The sequence below is a fragment of the Microbacterium sp. UCD-TDU genome, assembly GCF_000340625.1.
Taxonomy (GTDB): domain Bacteria; phylum Actinomycetota; class Actinomycetes; order Actinomycetales; family Microbacteriaceae; genus Microbacterium; species Microbacterium maritypicum.
This window is the reverse complement of record NZ_KB454447.1, coordinates 783,155-805,834: the sequence shown is the minus strand read 5'-3', so window position 1 is coordinate 805,834 and position 22,680 is coordinate 783,155. Positions and strand designations below refer to the sequence as shown.

Here is a 22,680-nt window from a genome sequence, read left to right as displayed (position 1 = left end):
GGCGCACCTGCGACCTCATCCGCGTCACCGCGTCCGCATGAGCGGCAGTCGAACCGATACGCTTGGGTCTATGACGCACTCGGGCAACCCTTTCGGACAGGTCCTCGTCGCGCTCGTCACTCCGATGACGGCCGACGGTGAAGTCGATTGGCCCGCCGTCGAGAAGCACATCGATGACGTGATCACCGCGGGAGCGGACGGCATCGTCGTGACGGGGACGACCGGCGAGACCTCGACCCTGACAGACCCCGAGAAGCTCAAGCTCGTCGAGGTCGGCAGATCAGTCTCCGCCGGTCGCGCCAAGATCATCACCGGCGGCGGCTCCAACGAGACCGCCCACGCGATCGAGCTCTACAAGGCCAGCGAGAAGGCCGGCGCCGACGGCATCATGATCGTCACGCCGTACTACAACAAGCCGACTCAGGCCGGCATCCTCACGCACTTCCGTCTGGTCGCCGACGCGACGGACCTCCCGGTGATCCTCTACGACATCCCGGGCCGCACCGGTGTGCCGATCAAGTACGAGACCATCCTGCGTCTCGCGAAGCACCCGAACATCCTCGCCGTGAAAGACGCCAAGGGCGACTTCTCCGAGGTGAGCCGCGTGCTCAACCAGACCGACCTGATGTACTTCTCAGGCGACGACGCGAACGTGCTCCCGCACCTCGCGATCGGGGCCACCGGCCTCATCGGTGTGACGGCGAACGTCGCCGCTGCGCCGTACCGAACGATCATCGACGCGGTGAACGCGGGCGATCTGGCCACCGCCACCGCGGAGCACAAGCGCCTCGAGCCGCTCGTGCGCGCGGTGATGACGCATGTTCCGGGAACGGTCGCGGCCAAGTACATCCTGCACGGACTCGGCCGCATCTCGAGCCCGCGCGTCCGACTTCCCCTTGTCGGCCCCGAGGAATGGGAGGCCGCGCTCATCGAAGATGAACTCGACCTGGTCCAGAACGTCCCCGGCGCCGACTTCTCGAACTTCCGCCCCGACCGCAACGCGGCCGCGGGTGGTGCCCTGCCCAAGGTGCACGGCACGACGCGCTGAGTCGCGTCGCCACGAACGAACGGACGCGCGGAGTGTCCGACTGAGGAGACAGCATGTCCATTCCCCTGGTAGAACCGACCGCTCTCGAAGACGGGACGCTGCGGGTCATCCCGATCGGCGGCCTCGGCGAGATCGGTCGCAACATGACCATGTTCGAGTACGACGGCAAGATCCTGATCGTCGACTGCGGTGTGCTCTTCCCCGAAGAGCACCAGCCCGGTGTCGATCTGATCCTCCCCGACTTCGAGCCGATCCGCGATCGCCTGGATGACATCGTCGGCGTGGTGCTGACGCACGGACACGAGGACCACATCGGCGCGGTGCCGTATCTCCTGCGTCTGAAGAGCGACATCCCGCTGATCGGATCTGGGCTCACCTTGGCACTGGTCGAGGCGAAGCTCAAGGAGCATCGCATCAAGGCCTTCACCCTCACGGTGAAGGAAGGTCAGCAGGAGCGGGTCGGTCCGTTCGACCTGGAGTTCGTCGCGGTCAACCACTCGATCCCGGATGCGCTGGCCGTCGCCATCCGCACGCCCGCAGGCATGGTGCTCGCCACCGGTGACTTCAAGATGGATCAGCTGCCGCTGGACGGGCGCATCACCGACCTGCGCGCATTCGCCCGCCTCGGTGAAGAGGGAGTGGATCTGTTCCTCGTCGACTCGACGAACGCCGATGTGCCCGGCTTCACGCCGACGGAGCGCTCCATCGGTCCCGTGCTCGACCAGGTGATCGCGAAGGCACCTCGTCGCGTCATCGTCGCGAGCTTCTCCAGCCACGTCCACCGTGTGCAGCAGGTGATCGACGCCGCGCACGCCAACGGTCGCCGCGTCGCATTCCTCGGCCGCAGCATGGTGCGCAACATGACGATCGCCGAGCAGCTCGGCTACCTGAAGGTGCCGGACGGAGTCCTCATCGACTTCAAGAAGGCCCGCGACCTCCCCGACGAGCAGATCGTCTACATGTCCACCGGCTCCCAGGGCGAGCCGATGGCGGTGCTCAGCCGTATGGCGAACATGGACCACGCGATCGAGATCAGCGAGGGCGACACGGTCATCCTCGCCTCCAGCCTCATCCCGGGCAACGAGAACGCGGTCTATCGCGTGATCGACGGGCTCACCAAGCTCGGTGCCAACGTCGTCCACAAGGCCAACGCGAAGGTGCACGTCTCCGGGCATGCCGCGGCGGGCGAGCTGATCTACTGCTACAACATCCTGAAGCCGAAGAACGTCCTCCCGGTCCACGGCGAATACCGGCACCTGATCGCCAACGCCAAGTTGGCGCAGGACACCGGCGTCCCCGAGGAGAACACGATCATCGCCTCCAACGGCACCGTGATCGATCTCAAGGACGGGGTCGCGAAGGTCACCGGTCAGCTCGACCTCGGATTCGTGTACGTCGACGGCTCCACCGTCGGCGAGATCACCGATGCCGACCTCAAGGACCGCCGGATCCTCGGCGAGGAGGGCTTCATCTCGGTGATCGTGGTGGTGGATGCCGGCACCGGCCGCATCATCTCCGGACCGGAGATCCACGCGCGCGGTGTCGCCGAGGACGATTCGGTGTTCGACGACGTCACGCCGAAGATCATCGCGGCGCTCAAGGAAGCATCGGGCAACGGCGTCCGTGACACCCATGCGCTGTCGCAGGTCGTTCGACGCACGATCGGTCGCTGGGTGAACCAGCGGTTGCGTCGTCGTCCGATGATCGTTCCGCTCGTCATCGAGGCGTGACGCCGGGGGAGTCCGCTCCCCGCTCACGGGTAGCCGTCACGTCGATGTAACACCGCGGGCCTATGCTCGCGTCATGTACGGGGACTTCTCCCTTCGCAGGGCGGCGCAGACGGATGCGATGTTCCTCGGCGACATGCTCGTCGAGGCCGCCAATTGGCGTGCCGGGGGAGTGCGTCCGCGGCACGAGGTGCTGACCTCAGCCGACCACCGCCGTTACCTCGCGGGGTGGAAGCGCACAGCCGACGATGGGCTGGTGGCGACCGCTTCGGACGACGTCCCGGTCGGGGCCGCGTGGTATCGGGTGCTCCCGCAGAACGCCCCGGGATTCGGCTTCATCGGCGTCGGCGTCCCGGAGCTGATCATCGGAGTTCATCCCCTCTGGCGTGCACGCGGCGTCGGACGCTCGCTGCTGCGCGGCATCGTGCACCTCGCCGGCTCTCAGGGGCATGCACGCATCAGCCTGAGCGTCGAACGGGACAACTTCGCGCGCAACCTGTATCGCGCCGAGGGCTTCGCCGTGGTGAGAGAGGGCGAGAGCCGGGACACGATGGCGCGCGGCACGGCGTAGCCGCGCCCTCTCGGATCCGGGGAAAGCCGCGTCATTACGCGGAGATGTCGGCTGGTGGACGTAACGTGAGAGCATGGCCAGGAGTACCACGAAGACAGAGAGCGCGTCGACCAGCGCACCGTCGCGCCCCAAGCGGCAGACGGCTCCCAAGGCCCCACCCGCACGCAAGGCGCAGCCCGCTCCCAAGAAGTACATCGACGAGGCAGACAAGCCGCCGGTCGCCGTGCGGGCCTGGGTCGGGCTGGCGCACGGCGTCGGCGGACTCTTCCGCGCGTTCGGCCCCGAGACGCTCGAGAAAGACGATCGTCGCGACGGTTTCCCCCTCCTCCTCGTGCTCCTCGCCGTGCTCGGCGCGGTCAACGAGTGGTTCTTCATCGGCAACGAAGTCGCTGCGAACATCAGCGCGTACTCCGTCGGAGGGCTGATCGGACGGGTCGCGTTCGTGATGCCCGTGCTTCTGCTCCTGCTGGCCGGATGGTTGTTCCGTCACCCTTCGTCAGTTCATGACAACGGGCGTATCGGCATCGGTTTCGGTCTGTTCGTCCTGACCCTCGCCGGCTTCTGCCATGTCGCGGGAGACGGCCCCCAGCCCAAGGAGGGCATGCTCGCATTGAGCGAGTCCGGCGGGCTGTTCGGATGGATGCTCGGGCAGCCGCTGAGCTACCTCACCGACATTCCCGCGTACATCGTGCTGTCGCTGCTTGCGGCACTCAGCATCCTGATCCTCACCAAGACGCCGCCGAACCGCATCGGCGCCCGCCTCGGCGACCTGTACGCCTGGATGTTCGACGCCGAACGCCCGGAGAAGCCCGCCAAGGACGCTGCGGCGATCGACGACGCCGACAAGGTCGACGATCCCGACGTGCTGCCCTGGTGGCGGCGCAACAAGACCGGTCGGGAAGAGGACCCCGACGAGGGCACCCTCGGCTCGGATGACATCACGGCGCTGCTCACGACCTCCGACCCGACTCCCGCCTACGACCAGGCGGTCGTCGTCGAGAACCCGTACGACGCAGCCACCGAGGTGCTGTCCGACGTGAGGTCCGTCGCCGACTCCCTCGCGGAGCAGCAGACCACCGCGCTCCTCGACGACTCCTCCGACACCGGAGAGGTGCCGGAGCTTCCCGGCCTCGACGGCTTCGGCACCGAGGGCCCTGGCGACCGTGGACCGCAGGCTCCCGTGACGCCGTACATCCTGCCCTCTCCCGGCCTCCTGGTCGAAGGTCCGCCGCCGGTGATGCGCTCCGAGGCCACCGACAAGGTGATCGAGCAGATCACCAGTGTGCTGTCGCAGTTCAAGGTCGATGCGAAGGTCACCGGGTTCTCCCGCGGACCGACCGTCACGCAGTACGAGGTCGAGGTCGGCCACGGCGTCAAGGTCGAGAAGATCCTGCAGCTGAGCAACAACTTCGCCTACGCGGTGGCATCGAACGACGTCCGCATCCTCTCGCCGATCCCCGGCAAGAGCGCGATCGGCATCGAGATCCCCAACGCCGACAAGGAGATGGTGGCGCTCGGCGACGTGTTGCGCTCGCCCGCCGCGCAGAAGAGCACCCACCCGATGACGATCGGTGTCGGCAAAGACGTCGGCGGCAACATCGTCATCGCGAACCTCGCCAAGATGCCCCACCTCCTGGTCGCCGGTTCCACCGGCTCGGGTAAGTCGAGCTTCGTGAACTCCATGATCACGAGCCTGCTGATGCGCGCTCGCCCCGCCGATGTGCGCATGGTGCTGATCGACCCGAAGCGCGTGGAGCTCACCAGCTATGCCGGTGTCCCGCACCTGATCACGCCCATCATCACGAACCCCAAGAAGGCGGCGGAAGCGCTGCAGTGGGTCGTGAAGGAGATGGACATGAGGTACGACGACCTCGCATCCTTCGGCTTCCGTCACATCGACGACTTCAACCGTGCCGTGCGCGCGGGCGAGGTCGAGCTGCCGGTGGGCAGTGAGCGCGTTCTGAAGCCGTACCCGTACCTCCTGGTCGTGGTCGACGAGCTCGCCGACCTCATGATGGTCGCCCCTCGTGACGTGGAAGACTCGATCGTGCGCATCACGCAGCTGGCGCGAGCCTCCGGCATCCACCTCGTCCTCGCGACGCAACGACCGAGTGTGGACGTCGTGACCGGACTCATCAAGGCGAACGTCCCCTCACGTCTGGCCTTCGCCGTCACCAGCGTCACCGACAGCCGCGTCATCCTCGACAGCCCCGGCGCCGACAAGCTCATCGGCCAGGGTGATGCGCTGTTCTCGCCCATGGGCTCGTCCAAGCCGTTCCGTCTGCAGGGCGCCTGGGTCGACGAGAAGGAGATCGACGCGGTCGTCAAGCACGTCACCCGTCAGGCACGTCCGGACTATCGTCCCGATGTGCAGGAGGCGATGGAGCCGACCAAGAAGAAGGAAGTCGACGAGGACATCGGCGACGACCTGGAGCTGTTGCTCGCGGCTGCAGAGCTCATCGTCTCGTCCCAGTTCGGCTCGACGTCGATGCTCCAGCGCAAGCTTCGTGTCGGCTTCGCGAAGGCCGGTCGCCTCATGGACCTGCTGGAGTCGCGCGAGATCGTCGGTCCGTCCGAGGGATCCAAGGCGCGAGACGTGCTGGCCACGGCCGAGCAGCTCCCGCAGGTCATGGCGAAGCTCCGCGGAGACGACGTGCCGGCCTTGCCGTCGCCATCCGCAGCCCCGGTCGCTCCGCCCGTCCCACCCCTTCCTCAGACACATGATCCGATCGCGGCCCAGTACGAGGGGCTTCCCGAGGTGGAGGCCGAGGGCGACGAAGACGCCTGGGGCCTGACAGGACGCGACTGATGGCCATTCCTCGGCAGCTTCCCAACGCCATCACCGTCGCGCGCATCCCGCTGGCGGTCGTCTTCTTCATCCTCTTGCTGCTGGGCGGCCAGTACGGCCTTCCCGACCCCGGCCTCCGTTGGGCCGCCGCGATCATCTTCATCGTCGGTATCTCGACGGACTGGGTCGACGGCTACCTCGCACGCAAGTACGACATCGTCAGCGACTTCGGCAAACTCTGGGATCCCATCGCCGACAAGATGCTCACGGGCGCTGGATTCATCGGGCTCGCCATCCTGGGCGAGGTCAGCTGGTGGATCGTGGCGATCATCCTGGTGCGCGAGTGGGGGATCACGATCCATCGACTCATGGTCGCCAGCGAGCATGTCGTCGCTGCGGCCTGGATGGGCAAGATCAAGACCGCGTTCCAGGGGGTGGCGCTCGGCTGGGCACTGCTTCCGTTGCACTACCTCATCGGTCTCGACGCCTGGACACTGATCACCTTCATCCTCATGCTCATCGTCCTGGTGCTCACGGTGGTGAGCGGCATCGACTACATCGTGGCGCAGGTGCGGGGTTCGCGCCGGAAGCCATGAGCCAAGAGAGCGCCGCGGTCCTTGCGGCGCTGGGGCGGCGCGGGTGGACGCTCGGGATCGCCGAATCGCTCACAGGTGGGGCTCTGTGCGCGGATGTCGTCGCCATACCCGGCGCGTCCGCGGTGCTTCTCGGGGGCGTCGTCGCCTACGCGACGCCGGTGAAGGCGACCGTGCTGGGAGTGGACGCGGCTCTTCTGGCCGCACACGGACCGGTGCACCCGCAGGTCGCTGTGCAGATGGCCGACGGCGTCAGAGACGTGGTCGGTGTCGGGGGTGCGCCCGCGGATGTAGGCGTGTCCACGACGGGGATCGCAGGCCCGGACTCCCCGGACGGGCAGCCGGTGGGTACCGTGCACATCGGAGTCGTGACGCCTGTGGCGTCGCGGACCACGGCCTTCCACTTCAGCGGGGACCGCGACGCGATCCGGGCGCAGGCCGTGGCGGCAGCACTCGGAGAGGTGCTCGCGATGGTGGCGGAATAGTGACGCCCTCAGCCTGGTTGTCTCTGTAGTGCTCACACTAAAACCACAGAGTGCAGGGGTAGATTCTGTGCATGCCAGGGGTACTAGACTGGCTGTCTCATCGGGGGAGACCTCGAACGATCACATGGGAGGAGGTTCCGATGATTCTTGTTCGACAGGAAATCGGCGATGTGCTGAGGGACTTCCGCCTGCAGAAGGGGCGCACGCTCCGGCAGGTCGCAAGCAAGGCGTCGGTTGCCCTCGGCTACCTCAGTGAGGTCGAGCGCGGGCAGAAGGAGGCGTCGAGCGAGATCCTCGCATCCGTCGCCGACGCGCTCGACGTTCCCATCTCTACGATCATGCGCGAGGTCGGAGATCGCATCTCCGTGCTCGAGGGCATCCAGGTGTTCCCGGACGTCGTTCCGGACGACCTCGTGGCCTCGATCGAACCCCAGCTCTCTCTCCACTGACCCACGGTCAGACCAGCGATGCGTCGTAGCGAGTTTCTCCGCGCCGTCGAGACGGAGTTCCAGGCGCGCGCCTCCTCTCTGGTGAACGACCTCGGTCTCAGCGCCGTCGGCGGCCGCACGGCTGTCGAAGCGCTGGCCGACGGCACTCCACCGCGCGAGATCTGGTTGGCGCTGTGCGCCGAGATGGATGTGCCGGACAACAGGCGGCATGGCGTCGGCAGGCAAGAGCCGCGCGGACGCTGATCCGCCCCTCGATGTCCGATGCTTACGGGACACGCGATGAGATCCACGGCGTGTCGTCGAAGATCTGTTCGAAGCGGGCGTAGTCTTCTGCACAAGTGGTTCAGGGAGTCTGTTCTCCACGGTATGTGAGCTCGCGGCGTCGATGTCGGTGGCCTCTCCTACGGTGGAAAACGAGCCGAAGAGCCATTACGCCTTGTCGGAGAGTTTCTCCCAACCGGGAGAGCCGCGACAGCCTACAGGCGGCATCACGCGCGCAGAAGGAGCACATCATGCCATCACCCGCCGACCGCGAGAAGTCCCTCGAGACCGCCCTCGCCCAGATCGACCGCCAGTTCGGAAAGGGCTCGGTCATGCGGCTGGGCAGCGATGAGCGTGCCCCCGTGGCCGTCATCCCCACCGGCTCCATCGCCCTCGACGTCGCCCTCGGCGTCGGAGGTCTCCCGCGTGGTCGAATCGTCGAGATCTACGGACCGGAGTCCTCGGGTAAGACGACTCTCACCCTGCACGCGATCGCGAACGCTCAGCGCGCCGGCGGCATCGCCGCCTTCATCGACGCCGAGCACGCGCTCGACCCGGATTACGCCGCGAAGCTCGGTGTCGACATCGACGCGCTTCTGGTCTCCCAGCCCGACACCGGTGAGCAGGCGCTCGAGATCGCCGACATGCTCGTGCGCTCGGGGGCCATCGACCTCATCGTCATCGACTCCGTGGCCGCGCTCGTCCCTCGCGCCGAGATCGAGGGTGAGATGGGCGACTCGCACGTGGGTCTGCAGGCACGACTCATGTCACAGGCGCTTCGTAAGCTCACGGGTGGTCTGAACCAGACCAACACCACGATGATCTTCATCAACCAGCTTCGCGAGAAGATCGGTGTGTTCTTCGGCTCGCCCGAGACCACCGCCGGTGGTAAGGCGCTGAAGTTCTACGCCTCGGTCCGTATGGACATCCGTCGTATCGAGACGCTGAAGGATGGCACCGACGCGGTCGGAAACCGCACCAGGGTGAAGGTGGTGAAGAACAAGATGGCGCCGCCCTTCAAGCAGGCCGAGTTCGACATCCTCTACGGCGTCGGCATCTCCCGCGAGGGCAGCCTGATCGACTTCGGTGTCGAGCACGCCATCGTGAAGAAGTCGGGCTCGTGGTACACCTACGACGGAGACCAGCTGGGCCAGGGCAAGGAGAACGCGCGAACGTTCCTGCTCAACAACCCCGACATCGCGCTGGCCATCGAGACGCAGATCAAGCAGAAGCTCGGCATCGGCGGCGCGGCTGCTGTGCCGGCGGCTGCAGACGAGCTCGCCGAGCGTCGTCCGGCCTGATGAACGACACTCGTGGGGGCGATCCGGATCGGATCGCCCCCATCATCCCCCTCTTCGGCGGTGCATCGAAGAAGCCTGCCTCGCCGCGACCGGCTCCGACCCCGGAGCGTGGCCACGAGGCGGAAGAACCTTCGCCACGTACCGGCGATGCGGCCGTATGGCGTACGACCTGGGATGCGCCGCCCGCGGGGGTTTCACGTATCGACGAGAGCGACACAGGCACACCCAGCGATCGGCACCCCGCACGAGGAGTCAGGGGCAGCTCTGCCACAGAGTCTCGCTCAGCAGGTTCCGCTCCTCGTCTCCGTGCGCTCGGCGACGAGCCGAGCGACGGCATCGACAGCGGAGAGACGGCGACGCTCGACGAGATCCGAGTCTCGGCAGAAGAGTCGCTCGTGCGCAAGCTACGGGCTCGGTCGTTGTCCATCTCCGAGTCGCGGCAGGTGTTGAGGGGTGTGGGTCTCGACAGCGGCATGATCGACGATGTGATCGACGACTTCTGTCGTCGTGGCTATCTCGATGATTCCGCTCTCGCGGGGGTCCTCGTGACGTCGGGTGTGGAACGGAAAGGCCAGGGGAGAGTGGCCTTGTCCCGCGCGCTCGCCCAGCGGGGCATTCCGCGCGACGTGATCGACGCTGCTCTCGACGAACTCCCTGACGATGATGACGAGCGCGCGCTCGAGTTCGCACGTGGCAAGGCGCGATCGATGGGGCGACTCGACCCCGACACGGCTCTCCGACGATTGGTGGGCCAGCTCTCCCGTCGCGGCTACAACGGAGCTGTGGCGATGAAGGCCGCGAAGTCCGCGCTGCGGGAGGCCGCCTTCGGTGGTCCGACCTCCGGCGTCCGCTTCGTCGATTCCGACTGAGGCGGCGACACGCCCCTGCTCAGCAGCGGCTCGTACAATGGGTGATCATGACTATCCCGCGCAGTGAACCGACGATCATCGGCGCGTCCTCGGCAGCCGTCGACGACGACGGACGACAGCGATCGTATGAAGTGCGCACCTTCGGGTGCCAGATGAACGTGCATGACTCCGAGCGTCTTTCGGGGTCGCTCGAGAGCGCGGGCTACGTACGTGCGCTCGACGGCGCCGAAGCCGACGTGGTGATCATCAACACGTGCGCGGTCCGCGACAACGCCGCGGGCAAGCTGTACGGCACGCTCGGACACCTCGCGTCCGTCAAGCGGCGCAAGGACGGCATGCAGATCGCGGTCGGCGGTTGTCTGGCACAGATGGACAAGCAGGCGGTCCTCGATAAGGCCCCCTGGGTCGACGTGGTGTTCGGCACACACAACATGGGGTCGCTCCCGGGCCTTCTCGAGCGCGCGCGGCACAACGGCGACGCCGAACTCGAGATCCTCGAATCGCTCGAGGTCTTCCCCTCCACGCTGCCGACCAAGCGCGACTCCGCACACAGTGGCTGGGTCTCCATCTCGGTCGGGTGCAACAACACGTGCACCTTCTGCATCGTGCCGAGCCTTCGCGGCAAGGAGAAGGATCGGCGTCCTGGCGACATCCTGAACGAGATCCGCCTCCTCGTCGAAGACGGCGCGATCGAGGTCACGCTTCTCGGCCAGAACGTGAACTCCTACGGGGTGGAGTTCGGTGATCGTCAGGCGTTCGGCAAGCTGCTGCGGGCGGCCGGCGAGATCGAGGGGCTGGAGCGCATCCGATTCACGAGCCCGCATCCTGCGGCGTTCACCGATGACGTGATCGACGCCATGGCCGAGACCCCGAACGTGATGCCGCAGCTGCACATGCCGCTCCAGTCGGGAAGCGACCGCATCCTCAAGGCGATGCGTCGCTCGTACCGCAGCGAGCGCTTCCTCGGGATCCTCGACCGCGTTCGCGCCCGCATCCCGAATGCCGCCATCACCACCGACATCATCGTCGGCTTCCCCGGCGAGACCGAGGAGGACTTCGAGGACACGATGCGGGTGGTCGAGCAGGCTCGATTCTCCAGCGCTTTCACCTTCCAGTACTCGATCCGCGAGGGCACGCCCGCCGCGACGATGGAGGACCAGGTTCCGAAGGAGATCGTGCAGGCGCGCTACAACCGCCTGATCGCGCTCCAGGAACGCATCTCTCTGGAGGAGAACCAGAAGCAGGTCGGTCGCGAGATCGAAGTCCTGGTGTCCACGGGCGAGGGCAAGAAGGACACCGAGACCCACCGCCTCACGGGGCGTGCCGAAGACAACAGGCTCGTGCACTTCGAGGTGACGGAAGGTTCTGAGCTGCCCCGCCCCGGTGATGTGGTCACTGTGACCGTCACGCACGGCGCCCCCTTCCATCTGCTGGCCGACGACCCGACGGGCGCGCCGCTGAAGATCCGTCGCACCCGCGGTGGAGACGCCTGGGACCGCTCGCAGTCCGAGTCGTGCGCCGTTCCTGCTCCGAGTGGCGATGGAGGGCCGAAGGCCGTCTCGCTCGGGCTGCCCACGCTGCGTGTCGGCGTGTGACCGGACCACGACTCTGGGCGATCGTCGGGGCGACCGGCACCGGCAAGAGTGATCTCGCGATCGATCTGGCGGAGGCGCTGCGGGAGCAGGGCAATCCAGCCGAGATCGTGAATGCCGACGCCATGCAGCTCTATCGCGGCATGGATGTCGGCACCGCCAAAGTGCCGATGGGCGAGCGGCGGGGCGTTCCGCATCACCTCTTCGACGTCCTCGATGTCGATGAGGACGCGGCCGTTGCGTGGTACCAGCCGCGGGCACGTGCTGCGGTAGAGGATATCCACCGCAGAGGCGGTGATGCGATCCTCGTCGGCGGTTCGGGCCTCTACGTGTCGAGCGTCGTGTTCGACTTCCGGTTCCCTCCTCGCGATGCGGAACTGCGAGAGCGCCTCGAGCGGGAACTCGAGACCCACGGAACCGCGCAGCTGCTCGAACGGCTGCGCATGCTCGATCCCGAAGCAGCCGCGCGCGTCGATCCGCGCAATCCTCGTCGTGTCGTGCGTGCCCTCGAGGTGCTCGAGCAGGGGAGCGCGACACACGGTGCGGCCCTCCCCGAACAACCCGTCCTCTGGCATCCGCACACGCGTCTCATCGGTCTCCGCGTCGACCGCGCAGCTCTCGTCGAGCGCCTCGATGCCCGGGTGGAGAGTATGTGGGACGGCGGGATCCTCACCGAGGTGGTGGAGCTACGCGCACGGGGGCTCGAACGCGGTACGACGGCGCCGCGTGCGATCGGCTATGCGCAGGCGCTCGCCCAGCTCGAGGGCACACTCTCCGAACGTGAGGCCATCGCACAGACTCAGGCGCTCACACGGCGGTATGCCCGCCGACAGGTGTCCTGGTTCAAGCGTTATCCCGACCTCGAATGGTGGGATGCTCCGGCGGAGGCCGCCACGATCCTAGGCGCCTGACCGTTTCCATGTCGGTGCCTGGTGCGATGCTGGCCGCATGACGAAGACCCACTTCTACACCGCTTCCAGCCTCGACGGGTTCATCGCCACCGAGGAGCACTCCTTGGACTGGTTGCTCACGCAGGACATCGACCAAGACGGACCGATGGCCTACACGGGGTTCGAACGCAGTGTCGGAGCTTTGGCGATGGGGTCATCGACGTACGAGTGGGTGATGCGCCACGAAGAAGGACGGTGGGGCTACACGCAGCCCACGTGGGTGTTCACACACCGTGAGCTGGAGCTGCCGACCGGTGCTGATGTCAGGCTGACCCAGGCCGATGTCAGCACCGTGCATGCAGAGATGGTGCAGGCGGCAGAGGGGAAGGATCTCTGGGTCGTGGGCGGGGGAGACCTGGCCGGCCAGTTCGCCGACGCGGGGCTGCTCGACGAAGTGTGGGTGCAGTACGCACCGGTGACGCTCGGCTCGGGCGCTCCGCTGCTGCCGCGCAGGCTCGACCTCGAGCTGCTCGAGGTGGCGCGCAACCGCAACTTCCTCTGCGGCCGTTACCGACTCTCGCGGCACTGAGTGGTCGGGCGTGATCCCTAGACTGGAGCCATGGTCGCATTCACCAAGGGTCACGGCACGGGCAACGACTTCATCATCATCGCTGACCCGGACGGAGAGCTAGATCTGACCGTCGAGCAGGTCGCGGTGCTGTGCGATCGTCATTTCGGCATCGGCGCTGATGGAATCCTTCGCGTCGTGAGGTCCTCGGCCATTCCCGAAGGTGGTGCGGCCCTCGACGAGGAGCCGCAGGCGGAGTGGTTCATGGACTACCGCAATGCGGACGGATCGATCGCTGAGATGTGCGGAAACGGCATTCGCGTGTTCGCTCACTACCTCGTGCGTTCCGGTCTCGCGACGATCGAACCCGGCTCGACCTTGCCGATCGGCACGAGAGCGGGTGTGCGCGACGTCACCAGAAGCACCACCGGATACCAGGTGGATCTCGGTCGCTGGAAGCTCTCCGGAGACGACCCGCTCGTGCGCGTCGACGGGCTGTCCGTCACCCGGCCGGGGCTCGGTATCGATGTGGGGAACCCGCACGTCGTGGTGGCTCTCGCCTCTGAGGCCGAGCTCGCGTCTCTGGAGCTGCACCGTGCCCCTGACCTCGACCCGCTGCTTCCCGCGGGCGCCAACATCGAGTTCGTCGTTCCCGGCGAACCCCTCGTCCGCGATGGCATCGGTCATGTGAGCATGCGCGTCTACGAGCGTGGCGTCGGAGAGACGCTCAGCTGCGGCACGGGCGTCGCCGCGACAGCCCTGGCGGTGCGGTACTGGGCGGGGGAGAAAGCTCCGAACAACTGGCAGGTCGAGGTGCCGGGAGGCACGCTCGGGGTGCGCATGTTCCCTGCGGAGGACGGCGAGCACGTCGCCCTTTCGGGGCCCGCGCAGCTCGTGTTCCAGGGCGAGGTCGACCTCGCCTGAGCACCGGACTCGGGTACCTCCGCGAATCGGAGAACCGCAGGCTCAGCTGAGGACGATCGGCTCCGTCGGCGGGTTTCCGTGCTTGCGTACCTTGAGGATGCGGTAGCCCTTGCCCGTCGCGGTGCGGAAGACGCTGTAGCCGGGGTGGAAGGTAGATCCGATCCATCGCTGAAGCGAATCGGCACCGAGGTTGCGCTGCACGACGAGCCACGCGTCGCTGCGCTCGTCGAGGCGCGGGATCCAACGCTCGAGAAGCCCGTGCAGCTCGTTCTTACCCACGCGGATCGGCGGGTTCGAGCGAATCGTGCGGAAAGAGACGTGCTCGGGAACGTCGTCGGGCAGAGATGCGTTGACATTGGTGAGCCCGAGAGCTGCCGCGTTTCGACGCACCAGATCGAGGGCGCGCTCGTTCACATCGACGGCCCACACCGTCGCGTGGGGAGCGGCCAGGGCCATCGAGAGCGTCACCGGACCCCAGCCGCTGCCGAGGTCGAGAAGATCGCCGCCCGGGGGAACCGGGGGCATGTTGGCGAGGAGCACTGCAGTGCCGGCATCCAGACGATCCGGGCTGAAGACTCCACCGGCGGTGGTGACTTCCAGCTCTCGACCTGCGAGCGATACGCGGATCTTACGCAGATTCTCGGGGCTTGCCGGGGCCGCAGTGAAGTAGTGATCTGACCCCATACGGTGAGCGTACCGGACAGCGCGGGCTAAGGTTAAGGCTCGCAACAAATCCCAGAGACAAGGAACGGATGACGGAGACCACCACACCCTCCACCGGCGACCACACGGTCGATCGTGTGCTCGCGAACGCGGAGAAGCGCTCGGACGTCCACGTCTTCGGCGCTGCGCAGGCGCTGCAGGATGAATCGACGGCATCGCACACGAGCTCGGACGGTGCGCAGTGGGATCTCGAAGACCGTCATGCGCTTCGACGCGTCGGGGGGCTCTCTACGGAGCTCGAAGACGTCACCGAGGTCGAGTACCGACAGTTGCGCTTGGAGAACGTCGTCCTCGTGGGCGTATATCCCCAGGGAGCTCAGGAAGACGCGGAGAACTCGCTCCGGGAACTCGCCGCGCTTGCGGAGACCGCTGGTGCGGTCGTCCTCGACGGTGTTCTGCAGCGTCGTCCCCACCCCGATGCCGCGACCTACCTCGGGCGAGGCAAGGCCCAGGAACTCAAGGACATCGTCGCCGCCGTCGGAGCCGACACCGTCATCGCCGACACCGAGCTCGCACCGAGCCAGCGACGCGCACTCGAGGACGTCGTCAAAGTCAAGGTCATCGACCGGACCACGGTGATCCTCGACATCTTCAGCCAGCACGCGAAGAGCCGTGAGGGCAAGGCCCAGGTCGAGCTGGCCCAGCTCGAGTACCTGCTGCCGCGTCTGCGCGGCTGGGGCGATTCGATGAGCCGCCAGGCCGGTGGCCAGGTGGGCGCCGGCGGCGCCGGAATGGGCTCCCGTGGCCCCGGTGAGACCAAGATCGAACTGGATCGCCGACGGATCCGCACCAAGATGGCTCTGCTCCGACGGCAGATCCGCGACTTCGGTCCTGCCCGTGACGCCAAGCGCGCGGAGCGGAAGCGGAATACGATCCCCTCCGTGGCGATCGCCGGGTACACGAACGCGGGCAAGTCCAGTCTCCTCAACGCGCTCACCAGCGCGGGAGTGCTCGTGGAGAACGCGCTGTTCGCGACGCTGGATGCGACCGTGCGTCGCACTGAGACGGAGGACGGCCGCGTCTACACACTGACGGACACCGTCGGATTCGTGCGCAACCTCCCGCATCAGCTCGTGGAAGCATTCCGTTCGACGCTGGAAGAGGTCGGCGAGGCCGACGTCGTCCTCCACGTCGTGGACGGGTCGCACCCGGATCCGGCAGGTCAACTGCAGACCGTGCGCGATGTGCTGGGCGATGTCGGCGTCCGTGACCTCCCGGAGATCGTCGTCTTCAACAAGGCGGATCTGATCGACGAGGACGAGAGGCTCGTGCTTCGGGGCCTCCAGCCGCACGCTCACTTCGTGTCGTCACGATCGGGCGAGGGAATCGCGGAGCTTCGCGCTGCGGTGGAGGAAGCGCTCCCGAAGCCTGCCGTCGAGGTGCACGCCGTGATCCCCTACGATCGCGGCGACCTGGTCGCGGCGATCCATGAGTCCGGCATGCTCCTCTCCGTGGAGCACACGGAGGACGGCACTGCTGTGCACGCTCGCGTGTCGGAGCGTCTCGCCGCCGAACTCGCTCCGTTCACCGCCCAGAGCTGAGCGGATCTCATCGGGCGAGGAAGCGCGCCTCCACCGTGGCGGAGATCACGATCTCCTCGGGTTCGTATTCCATAGCCGGTGCCGCGTCGGCGGCGAACGCCACCCCACCACGCGCTTTGAGCATCGGAGCACCCGGTGACGGCGGTCCGCTGGAGATGAGACCGACGTCGGCGATCTCCAGGGGAGTGACCTCATCCAGGCCGAGCGCGCCCGCGTAGGCCTCGGCTCGTGTGACCGCGACACCGACGGCTGCGGCGGCCACATCGCGCTCGATCTGCGCGCGCGTGGCGGTCGTCAGATGCCAGTCGACCCAGCCCACCTCGACCCCGTCCCAGGGGGAGATGTCGGAGACCCAGATGGACAGGTCGGAGGCCTCCGCGAACGTGGCGGTGAAGTCGATGCTCGCGTAGTACACGGGAGCGAGACGCTTGCCGTCGTTGCTCCACGGGCGTTCGGCCCGCACCGAGAGCCGCTTGCTCGTCCACTCGACGACGCTGCCCGCATCCGCACGGTCGGTGATACTGCTGCGCACCGGTTCGGCAAGGCGCATCACGTTCTCGACGACGGCCGTGCGCTCGGGCCCATCCGCACGTACTCCGACGCGGATGGTGGCGCGTTCCGGGGCGACCCGCGCCTCGTGCTCGCCGCGGACGGTGACGGTGACTTCGCTCATGGGGCGACTCTACGCCAGCCACCGGACCTAATGCGGAATGGCGTAGCGCCAGAGAACGTTGTAGTCTGTGATGCTCGGGCGCTCACCGCCCGGGCTGGTAATTCCACAGTGTGACAGCGGCTCCTTCGAGAGAAGGACCACGGGGCTGATCGGTTTCGACAGCGCCTGTGAATCCACGAGAAGCGGGCCGAGGATGCAGAGTTATCTCGTAAACGCTCTCTGCAAAACAATAGTTGCCGAAACCAAGCGCAACGACTTCGCCCTCGCTGCATAAGCGAGCCCGATAGTCCGTCAGGCCGTATGTGATTCCGATACGGATCCTGGCGTCATCTAGGAATCTTGCTGCGTGATGGCGTCTGGACGTCACGTGGGACTCTTCCCAGGCTGGGCTTGTCGACTTAGGTGTCTGTGACAAAGGTCGGAGCCGAGTAGAACGTCTTCACAGACTGCGCCCGGAGAAGGCGTGGAGACTCAGCGTTGGACGGGGGTTCGATTCCCCCCAGCTCCACCACGTCGCTGTCACACAGAATGAGGCCCGCCTCCCTAGTAACCACTAGGGAGGCGGGCCTTTTTTGCTTTGTGGATAACTCGTCAGGCGGCGAGACCTGCCCACACTTTGCCCACATCTGCCGCTGTCGCACGCTCATCGAGTCGGTTGGCGACGTCGTCGAGGTCGTCGTCGAACAGGTCGGCGTATGTGTCCAGGGTCATCGCTGCGGACTTGTGCCCGAGCATTCTCTGCACGGCCTTGACATGGGCGCCGGAGCTGATGGCGAGCGACGCCGCGGTGTGGCGCAGGTCGTGCGGTGTGAGCCGCTCGAGGCGCGCCTCTTCGGTCGCGCGTGCGAACCACGACCCTGCCCCTTCGCTGGTCTTGGCGCGACGCAGGTAGTGCCCGCTCGCGTCGCCGAACACCAGATCGCCCTTCGACTTGTCCGCGCACTGTCGCTCGAGCGCGGTCCCGAGGAACGCGGGGAACGGCACGGTGCGCTTCTCCCATGACTTCGGTGCGCCGACCTCGATCACTCCGTCGACCTCCACGGCCGCGCGGTTCACGTGCACCCGCCGGCGGAGCATGTTCACGTCGGAGACGCGGAGCCCGATCGCCTCGCTCCACCGGAGCCCGCAATACGCGAGCACCAGTGTGAGCGTGGCGAGGGTGTGGTCGTGCGTCGCGGCCGCGAGCCGCACGACCTCGGCATCGGTAAGGTAGCGCCGCTGCTTCTGCGAGATCTTCTTTGGCAGGTTCCGTGCTCCGCGGGCCGGGTTCTTCGAGATGCGGCGATCGCGAACGGCGACGTCGAGGATGCCCGCGAGGACGCCGAGCGCTCGGAGCACCACGGTCGCGGATCGCGGGCCGGTGGTGTTGCGGCGCACTCGCTGGCGATCGGTGATGGCAGTTCCCGCGCTCATCTCGGAGATCCACCCCTCGACGGCGGAGGGCTTGATGTCCCCGACGGGGGTGTCGCCCCACCGGGGCTTCACGTGCACGTTCCAGGACGTCTCGAGCGAGTGATACGAGGACGGCTTGAGGCCCTTCTTCGTGAGCAGCCATGCGTCGCCGAGGGCGCCGACGTCGACGCGCGAGTCCTTCGGGTCGAAGTACTCGCCGGTCGCCTTCGAGACGGTGACCGACGCGAGGAACAGCTCCGCTTCCTTCTTCGTGCGGAAGCCACGCTTGTCGGTCTGCGACTTATCCGGCTTGCGGTAGCGGACCCTGTAGCGGCGTCCCTTCGCAGTGTCGTAGGGCGTGATTGAGCCGGCCATATCAGGCGACCTCGACGCGGTGGTGCCACTGCCCGGCACCCATCCGGGCGTCGACGTACGTGGTGTCGCCGATGCGCTGCAGGAGGCCCTGGTACGCCTTCACGATGCTGGTCATCACACCGAGGTCGAGCGCGATCCCGGTCGGGCGGCCGTCGTTCACCATCTCGAAGTACCGGTAGTCGTCGTGGTTGATAAGCCGGAGCGCCGCCCATTCCTCGGCGCGACGCTCCTGCTTCGCGTTCACGGGCCCGAACTTCGAGGGAACGTCGCCCCAGAGTGCGTGCGCGAGCTCGTGCGCGAGGACGCTGCGGTGATGGCGGCCGTGCATCCCTGGGCGGAGGTAAATCACGCGACGGGCATGCACGTACTGGCCGTCGCGGTCAGCGGGGAGTTCGCGGTATTCGATGCGGACGCCGAGGGCGTCGGCGAAGTCAAGGAGTCTCTGGTCGATGGGGCTCATTGCTCGTCCGTGGGTTCCGTTTCCGCCGGCCGTGCGACCGCGGGCAGTTCCTCATCCTCATCGGAGCCTCGGACATCGCGAGTGGGGAACTGGTGGATCGTCGCTTCGGTCACGGCCTCGCTGATCGGCTTGTCGAAGAGGGAGCCGGTGTCGGTCATGCCGAGCCGGCGGCCGACCTCGAGCACCAACGCCTCGTCTGTCGCCGCGTGGAGGGCGTTCTCGACGTCGCTGATGCCGATGTCCTCGGGAGCGAGGTGCCCGGTTGCGAGCAGGTCCGCGAGGACCGGGCGCTTGTAGGCGTACGAGATCGATCGCACGAGTTCGAACGAGAGGGAATCGTCGTTCGCCTGACGGTTCAGGGTCGCGTGCGTGGTGCCGATTTTCCGTGCCACCTCGCGGATTGAATCAGAGCCGCGGACAGCGTCGAGCCACTTGATGGTGTCGTTCATGTCTCAAGTTTGATCCATAACTGTCACGCGCGCAAGCCAATTTGATCGCCGGCTTGACAACATGGAACGCCAGAGTGACAGTTGGAACATGAACAATCCAACTGGTGAGGCAGAGATCCGGCCCGTCGCTGTCATCCGCGATGGACTGCTCGATCGCCTCAAGACTCAGTCCGGCATCAAGTCCGATGAAGCCTTCGCTCGTCTGATCGGCGTGAGCCGCCCGACCCTCGCTCGCTACAAGGCCGGCGAAGAAGTTTCGATGCGCGCAGCGGTCGGAATCGCACTCGCGTTCGGCCTCGGCCTCGGCGAGGTCGTGGAGATGCGCGGCGACGAGAGTGCCATGGCGGTCGCATCATGAACAACGTCACCCCGCTGAAGCCGCGGCCAATCTCTGAGACGCCGCGCTACCTCTCGCCTGAGCAGGTGTGCGAGCTCGTGCCCGGCATGACGGTCGCGAACCTCAAGGACCTCCGAGCCTCGGGGAAGGGCCCGCGCTACAGCAAGCCGACCGGGGACCGCGGACACATCACGCTCTACCGGGAAGCCGACATCGTCGCCTGGGTGGAGGCCGCTTTCGTGAAGACGCGGGAGCAGTCATGACTTCCGGATCGTGGGGATCCGGGACGCCCACTGGGGAAGGGGCACCTACGGGACGGCGCGCGGCCGGGGACAACGCGCCGTCCCGTATCGGTTCGGCCCGCGTCGTCATCGGCATGGCGTCCCTGAACCTCACGATCCTCTGCGTAGTGCTGGCCCTCATCGCCGGCGTCGCGAACGGACTGCTCGTCCTCGCCACCATCTTCGCCGCGGTGTTCGCGTGGGCCGCCGGCGCATTCTCCAGGAGCTTCTGGGACTGATCACCGCCGCGCTGCCGCCTCACCATTCATCCACCTTTCAGGAGTCACAATGTCAACCACCACTGTCGTTCGAGTCGATCCGAAGACGCTGCTCGTCGGACCCAACGTCCGCAAGGAGGTCACCCTCCGCCCGGAGTTCGTCGCCTCCATCCGCGAGCACGGCGTGCTCGTTCCGATCCTCGCCCAGGAGACCACCGACGGCCTCGAGGTCGTCGACGGCCAGATGCGTACCCTCGCTGCGGTCGATGCCGAGCTGGTCGACGTGCCGGTGTTCGTGCAGCCGCCGGCCGTTGACGACGCGGCGCGCATCGTCGAGCAGATTGTCGTGAACGAGGACCGCGCCGGGCTCACTGCGCCCGACCACGTCGCGGCGATCGCGCAGCTCGCGCTCGACTTCAAGATGCCGGCTGCCGAGATCTCGAAGCGCACCGGCGCGAGCAAGGAAAGCGTTGCCGCTGTCATCACGACCTCGAAGTCGAAGGCAGCGACGGCCGCAGTCGGACGGGAGGGCGTCACGCTCGAGCTCGCCGCGAAGATGGCCGAGGCTGAGTTGACCGACGCCGAGATCGAACGCGTGCTCAGCACGAGCTATAACCGCGAGTACCAGATCCAGGTCGTGCTCGACCAGCGCAAGCGCGCGGCCGAGGTCGAGCGACTCACGGAGAAGCTGCAGGCCGACGGTGTGGCGATCGCCGCGAAGCCTTCGCACGGCGAGTACAGCCCGGGGGAGAAGAACAAGCACCGCTACCTCGGCGACCTCGTCGACGCGACGACCGGCAAGAAGATCACTACGGCCAAGCACGCGACCTGCCCCGGCCACGCCGCGTTCGTCGGCGTCCGCGGGTACAGCGGACCGGTCGAGATCCACTACCTGTGCACCGACCCGTCGAAGCGCGGACACCGCGACGCGAACCGAGTCGCCCCGGCGAAGCTCACCGATGCCGAGCGCGCCCGCAAGGAGATCGAGAAGCAGCGCACCGCAGCGTGGCCGACCGCCACGGAGGTTCGTCTGGAGTGGGTGCGCGAGCAGCTGCTCACGCGTCGCACCGCCCCTGCCGGGTGGGAGCTGCTCGCCGTGCACGACTTCGCCGAGCGCCACCAACGGACATGGCAGTCCGGCGCCCGCGCGGCGCTCGTGCTGGTCCAGGCTCCGGCGGCGGACAACGATTGGAACACCTCGACGACGCTCGCCGAATGGGCGGCGGCGAAGCCGATCAACGGGTGGCGTGCAGCGCTCGCCATGGTGATCGCACGCCACGAGGACGTGCTGACCACCGGCCCCTCGTGGGCGAAGGCCTCGGCGACGTACCTGCAGCTGCTCGCCAGCTGGGGCTACGAGCTCAGCGAGGTCGAGCAGGGCATCATCGACGACGCCGCGGCCGCCGCCGAGCTGAAGGCCGCAGCATGACCCGCCTGCAGGTCCGGCGCCCCGCCACGCTGCGCCGTCGCCCGCTTCGCGCTCGCCGCCTCGCAGTCACGCACGAAGTGCCGATCGAGTACTCGGCGCCGGAGCCCGCACCGCGATGGCTCGTCATCGGCACCGGAGCGCTGGGCGCTGGCGTGATCGTCGAGCTCATCGCCGGGCTAGCGGTGATGTACGGATGATCGCCGTGGGCCTGGACCCGTCGCTCACATGCACGGGAGTCGCGATCGCCACCGACGGCGAGATCCTCACGCGTCGCGTGGTCTCGCCGAACCTCGGGAAGAGCCTGCTCGCTCGTCGCAACCGGATCCGTCGCGCGGTCGAGGGCATCCTCGCCCCGATCCCTGCGCGCGTCGACGTGACCGTGATCGAGGTGCCGCACTCGCGCCAGCAGTTCGGCGCGCAGAACGAGCGCATCGCCCTCTACTGGATCCTCGTGGACCAGTTGCTCGCCCGCGGACCCGTGGTCGAGGTCGCCCCGTCGCAGCGCGCGAAGCTCGCGACCGGCAGAGGGCGCGCCACGAAGGAAGACGTGGTCGCGGTCACACGTGCCGCATTTCCCGAGGCCCAGATCCCGGACGACAACGTCGGCGACGCCGTAGCCCTCATGTGGGCCGGCGCCCGCTGGGCCGGCGCCGAGACGCCCACCTACCTCCCTGGCCAGGAGGAAGCGTTCTCGCGCCTCGCCTGGCCGACCCGCTCCACAACACCGACCCACTGA

The 22,680-nt window shown here is 66.9% G+C and carries 26 protein-coding genes and 1 other RNA gene; 22 read left to right on the top strand and 5 right to left on the bottom strand.

Annotated features, from left to right (window positions below; all coding sequences use genetic code 11):
* Window positions 1–70: 70 nt before the first annotated feature.
* The 14 genes from dapA to dapF all read left to right on the top strand — a co-directional run bounded on the left by dapA (window position 71) and on the right by dapF (window position 14,066).
* Entirely contained in the window at window positions 71–1,048 is a 978-nt protein-coding gene (gene dapA, locus D514_RS34235; RefSeq protein ID WP_017830907.1) for a 4-hydroxy-tetrahydrodipicolinate synthase, read from the top strand.
* A 53-nt stretch (window positions 1,049–1,101) separates the two neighbouring features.
* The gene (locus D514_RS34230; RefSeq protein WP_017830906.1) at window positions 1,102–2,778 is read left to right on the top strand and encodes a ribonuclease J; all 1,677 of its coding nucleotides are present in this window, start codon (window positions 1,102–1,104) and stop codon (window positions 2,776–2,778) included.
* Between the two features lie 73 nt (window positions 2,779–2,851).
* On the top strand, window positions 2,852–3,346 hold the full coding sequence (locus tag D514_RS34225; protein WP_017830905.1) for a GNAT family N-acetyltransferase: 495 nt from the start codon (window positions 2,852–2,854) through the stop codon (window positions 3,344–3,346).
* Between the two features lie 73 nt (window positions 3,347–3,419).
* Window positions 3,420–6,155: a DNA translocase FtsK gene (locus D514_RS34220; RefSeq protein ID WP_017830904.1), complete on the top strand. Its 2,736-nt coding sequence runs from the start codon at window positions 3,420–3,422 to the stop codon at window positions 6,153–6,155.
* Window positions 6,155–6,730: a CDP-diacylglycerol--glycerol-3-phosphate 3-phosphatidyltransferase gene (gene pgsA, locus D514_RS34215; protein WP_017830903.1), complete on the top strand. Its 576-nt coding sequence runs from the start codon at window positions 6,155–6,157 to the stop codon at window positions 6,728–6,730. The genes D514_RS34220 and pgsA overlap by 1 nt, the downstream gene beginning before the upstream one ends.
* Window positions 6,727–7,212: a CinA family protein gene (locus D514_RS34210; protein WP_017830902.1), complete on the top strand. Its 486-nt coding sequence runs from the start codon at window positions 6,727–6,729 to the stop codon at window positions 7,210–7,212. Before pgsA ends, D514_RS34210 begins: the two co-directional genes overlap by 4 nt.
* Window positions 7,213–7,352: 140 nt before the next feature.
* On the top strand, window positions 7,353–7,661 hold the full coding sequence (locus tag D514_RS34205; protein ID WP_017830901.1) for a helix-turn-helix domain-containing protein: 309 nt from the start codon (window positions 7,353–7,355) through the stop codon (window positions 7,659–7,661).
* Window positions 7,662–7,679: 18 nt separating this feature from the next.
* Complete coding sequence (locus D514_RS34200) at window positions 7,680–7,904, top strand: DUF3046 domain-containing protein (RefSeq protein ID WP_017830900.1); 225 nt, start codon at window positions 7,680–7,682, stop codon at window positions 7,902–7,904.
* Between the two features lie 269 nt (window positions 7,905–8,173).
* Window positions 8,174–9,223 (top strand): recombinase RecA, encoded by a 1,050-nt coding sequence (gene recA, locus D514_RS34195; RefSeq protein WP_017830899.1) that lies wholly within the window; start codon window positions 8,174–8,176, stop codon window positions 9,221–9,223.
* Window positions 9,224–9,678: 455 nt separating this feature from the next.
* A complete protein-coding gene (locus D514_RS39260) occupies window positions 9,679–10,092 on the top strand; it encodes a regulatory protein RecX (RefSeq protein ID WP_236610976.1) in 414 nt (137 codons plus the stop codon).
* 47 nt (window positions 10,093–10,139) lie between these two features.
* Entirely contained in the window at window positions 10,140–11,687 is a 1,548-nt protein-coding gene (gene miaB / locus D514_RS34185; protein ID WP_017830897.1) for a tRNA (N6-isopentenyl adenosine(37)-C2)-methylthiotransferase MiaB, read from the top strand.
* Window positions 11,684–12,595 (top strand): tRNA (adenosine(37)-N6)-dimethylallyltransferase MiaA, encoded by a 912-nt coding sequence (gene miaA / locus D514_RS34180; RefSeq protein WP_017830896.1) that lies wholly within the window; start codon window positions 11,684–11,686, stop codon window positions 12,593–12,595. Before miaB ends, miaA begins: the two co-directional genes overlap by 4 nt.
* A gap of 37 nt (window positions 12,596–12,632) precedes the next feature.
* Complete coding sequence (locus tag D514_RS34175) at window positions 12,633–13,163, top strand: dihydrofolate reductase family protein (protein WP_017830895.1); 531 nt, start codon at window positions 12,633–12,635, stop codon at window positions 13,161–13,163.
* 30 nt (window positions 13,164–13,193) lie between these two features.
* Window positions 13,194–14,066 (top strand): diaminopimelate epimerase, encoded by an 873-nt coding sequence (gene dapF / locus D514_RS34170; RefSeq protein WP_017830894.1) that lies wholly within the window; start codon window positions 13,194–13,196, stop codon window positions 14,064–14,066.
* A 42-nt stretch (window positions 14,067–14,108) separates the two neighbouring features.
* Here dapF and D514_RS34165 read toward each other — a convergent pair whose 3' ends face one another.
* Window positions 14,109–14,750: a class I SAM-dependent methyltransferase gene (locus tag D514_RS34165; RefSeq protein ID WP_031206247.1), complete on the bottom strand. Its 642-nt coding sequence runs from the start codon at window positions 14,748–14,750 to the stop codon at window positions 14,109–14,111.
* 68 nt (window positions 14,751–14,818) lie between these two features.
* Here D514_RS34165 and hflX point away from each other — a divergent pair, with 68 nt between their 5' ends.
* Window positions 14,819–16,330, top strand: a complete 1,512-nt coding sequence (gene hflX / locus D514_RS34160; protein WP_017830892.1) for a GTPase HflX — start codon at window positions 14,819–14,821, stop codon at window positions 16,328–16,330.
* 7 nt (window positions 16,331–16,337) lie between these two features.
* Here the strand turns inward: hflX and D514_RS34155 are convergent, their stop codons facing one another.
* Window positions 16,338–17,003, bottom strand: a complete 666-nt coding sequence (locus D514_RS34155) for an SIMPL domain-containing protein (protein WP_017830891.1) — start codon at window positions 17,001–17,003, stop codon at window positions 16,338–16,340.
* Between the two features lie 141 nt (window positions 17,004–17,144).
* On the opposite strand from D514_RS34155, the gene ssrA reads away from it, so the two are divergent.
* Window positions 17,145–17,514, top strand: a transfer-messenger RNA (tmRNA) gene (gene ssrA, locus D514_RS38535).
* Between the two features lie 80 nt (window positions 17,515–17,594).
* Here the strand turns inward: ssrA and D514_RS34150 are convergent.
* From D514_RS34150 to D514_RS34140, 3 genes are read right to left on the bottom strand one after another with little or no spacing between them, the layout of a single operon-like run.
* Complete coding sequence (locus tag D514_RS34150) at window positions 17,595–18,770, bottom strand: tyrosine-type recombinase/integrase (RefSeq protein WP_017830889.1); 1,176 nt, start codon at window positions 18,768–18,770, stop codon at window positions 17,595–17,597.
* A gap of 1 nt (window position 18,771) precedes the next feature.
* Window positions 18,772–19,230 (bottom strand): ImmA/IrrE family metallo-endopeptidase, encoded by a 459-nt coding sequence (locus tag D514_RS34145; protein WP_017830888.1) that lies wholly within the window; start codon window positions 19,228–19,230, stop codon window positions 18,772–18,774.
* Window positions 19,227–19,679 carry a hypothetical protein gene (locus D514_RS34140; RefSeq protein WP_017830887.1) on the bottom strand — a complete coding sequence of 151 codons (453 nt, stop codon included), beginning with the start codon at window positions 19,677–19,679 and terminating at the stop codon, window positions 19,227–19,229. Before D514_RS34140 ends, D514_RS34145 begins: the two co-directional genes overlap by 4 nt.
* An 88-nt stretch (window positions 19,680–19,767) precedes the next feature.
* Here D514_RS34140 and D514_RS34135 point away from each other — a divergent pair, with 88 nt between their 5' ends.
* The 6 genes from D514_RS34135 (at window position 19,768) to D514_RS34110 (ending at window position 22,680) form a co-directional block, all read left to right on the top strand.
* Window positions 19,768–20,037 carry a helix-turn-helix transcriptional regulator gene (locus D514_RS34135; RefSeq protein WP_017830886.1) on the top strand — a complete coding sequence of 90 codons (270 nt, stop codon included), beginning with the start codon at window positions 19,768–19,770 and terminating at the stop codon, window positions 20,035–20,037.
* Entirely contained in the window at window positions 20,034–20,279 is a 246-nt protein-coding gene (locus D514_RS34130) for an AlpA family transcriptional regulator (protein WP_017830885.1), read from the top strand. The genes D514_RS34135 and D514_RS34130 overlap by 4 nt, the downstream gene beginning before the upstream one ends.
* A gap of 113 nt (window positions 20,280–20,392) precedes the next feature.
* Entirely contained in the window at window positions 20,393–20,536 is a 144-nt protein-coding gene (locus D514_RS39020) for a hypothetical protein (RefSeq protein ID WP_186004852.1), read from the top strand.
* 49 nt (window positions 20,537–20,585) lie between these two features.
* Window positions 20,586–21,944: a ParB N-terminal domain-containing protein gene (locus D514_RS38195; protein WP_017830883.1), complete on the top strand. Its 1,359-nt coding sequence runs from the start codon at window positions 20,586–20,588 to the stop codon at window positions 21,942–21,944.
* Window positions 21,941–22,141 carry a hypothetical protein gene (locus D514_RS34115; RefSeq protein WP_017830882.1) on the top strand — a complete coding sequence of 67 codons (201 nt, stop codon included), beginning with the start codon at window positions 21,941–21,943 and terminating at the stop codon, window positions 22,139–22,141. The genes D514_RS38195 and D514_RS34115 overlap by 4 nt, the downstream gene beginning before the upstream one ends.
* Window positions 22,138–22,680, top strand: coding sequence for a hypothetical protein (locus D514_RS34110; RefSeq protein ID WP_017830881.1), 543 nt, complete (start codon window positions 22,138–22,140; stop codon window positions 22,678–22,680). Before D514_RS34115 ends, D514_RS34110 begins: the two co-directional genes overlap by 4 nt.

Coding starts and splice junctions, on each gene's coding strand:
- dapA (WP_017830907.1), top strand. CDS start 71: ATGACGCACTCGGGCAACCCTTTCGGACAGGTCCTCGTCGCGCTCGTC.
- D514_RS34230 (WP_017830906.1), top strand. CDS start 1,102: ATGTCCATTCCCCTGGTAGAACCGACCGCTCTCGAAGACGGGACGCTG.
- D514_RS34225 (WP_017830905.1), top strand. CDS start 2,852: ATGTACGGGGACTTCTCCCTTCGCAGGGCGGCGCAGACGGATGCGATG.
- D514_RS34220 (WP_017830904.1), top strand. CDS start 3,420: ATGGCCAGGAGTACCACGAAGACAGAGAGCGCGTCGACCAGCGCACCG.
- pgsA (WP_017830903.1), top strand. CDS start 6,155: ATGGCCATTCCTCGGCAGCTTCCCAACGCCATCACCGTCGCGCGCATC.
- D514_RS34210 (WP_017830902.1), top strand. CDS start 6,727: ATGAGCCAAGAGAGCGCCGCGGTCCTTGCGGCGCTGGGGCGGCGCGGG.
- D514_RS34205 (WP_017830901.1), top strand. CDS start 7,353: ATGATTCTTGTTCGACAGGAAATCGGCGATGTGCTGAGGGACTTCCGC.
- D514_RS34200 (WP_017830900.1), top strand. CDS start 7,680: ATGCGTCGTAGCGAGTTTCTCCGCGCCGTCGAGACGGAGTTCCAGGCG.
- recA (WP_017830899.1), top strand. CDS start 8,174: ATGCCATCACCCGCCGACCGCGAGAAGTCCCTCGAGACCGCCCTCGCC.
- miaB (WP_017830897.1), top strand. CDS start 10,140: ATGACTATCCCGCGCAGTGAACCGACGATCATCGGCGCGTCCTCGGCA.
- D514_RS34175 (WP_017830895.1), top strand. CDS start 12,633: ATGACGAAGACCCACTTCTACACCGCTTCCAGCCTCGACGGGTTCATC.
- dapF (WP_017830894.1), top strand. CDS start 13,194: ATGGTCGCATTCACCAAGGGTCACGGCACGGGCAACGACTTCATCATC.
- D514_RS34165 (WP_031206247.1), bottom strand. CDS start 14,750: ATGGGGTCAGATCACTACTTCACTGCGGCCCCGGCAAGCCCCGAGAAT.
- hflX (WP_017830892.1), top strand. CDS start 14,819: ATGACGGAGACCACCACACCCTCCACCGGCGACCACACGGTCGATCGT.
- D514_RS34155 (WP_017830891.1), bottom strand. CDS start 17,003: ATGAGCGAAGTCACCGTCACCGTCCGCGGCGAGCACGAGGCGCGGGTC.
- D514_RS34150 (WP_017830889.1), bottom strand. CDS start 18,770: ATGGCCGGCTCAATCACGCCCTACGACACTGCGAAGGGACGCCGCTAC.
- D514_RS34145 (WP_017830888.1), bottom strand. CDS start 19,230: ATGAGCCCCATCGACCAGAGACTCCTTGACTTCGCCGACGCCCTCGGC.
- D514_RS34140 (WP_017830887.1), bottom strand. CDS start 19,679: ATGAACGACACCATCAAGTGGCTCGACGCTGTCCGCGGCTCTGATTCA.
- D514_RS34135 (WP_017830886.1), top strand. CDS start 19,768: ATGAACAATCCAACTGGTGAGGCAGAGATCCGGCCCGTCGCTGTCATC.
- D514_RS34130 (WP_017830885.1), top strand. CDS start 20,034: ATGAACAACGTCACCCCGCTGAAGCCGCGGCCAATCTCTGAGACGCCG.
- D514_RS39020 (WP_186004852.1), top strand. CDS start 20,393: ATGGCGTCCCTGAACCTCACGATCCTCTGCGTAGTGCTGGCCCTCATC.
- D514_RS38195 (WP_017830883.1), top strand. CDS start 20,586: ATGTCAACCACCACTGTCGTTCGAGTCGATCCGAAGACGCTGCTCGTC.
- D514_RS34115 (WP_017830882.1), top strand. CDS start 21,941: ATGACCCGCCTGCAGGTCCGGCGCCCCGCCACGCTGCGCCGTCGCCCG.
- D514_RS34110 (WP_017830881.1), top strand. CDS start 22,138: ATGATCGCCGTGGGCCTGGACCCGTCGCTCACATGCACGGGAGTCGCG.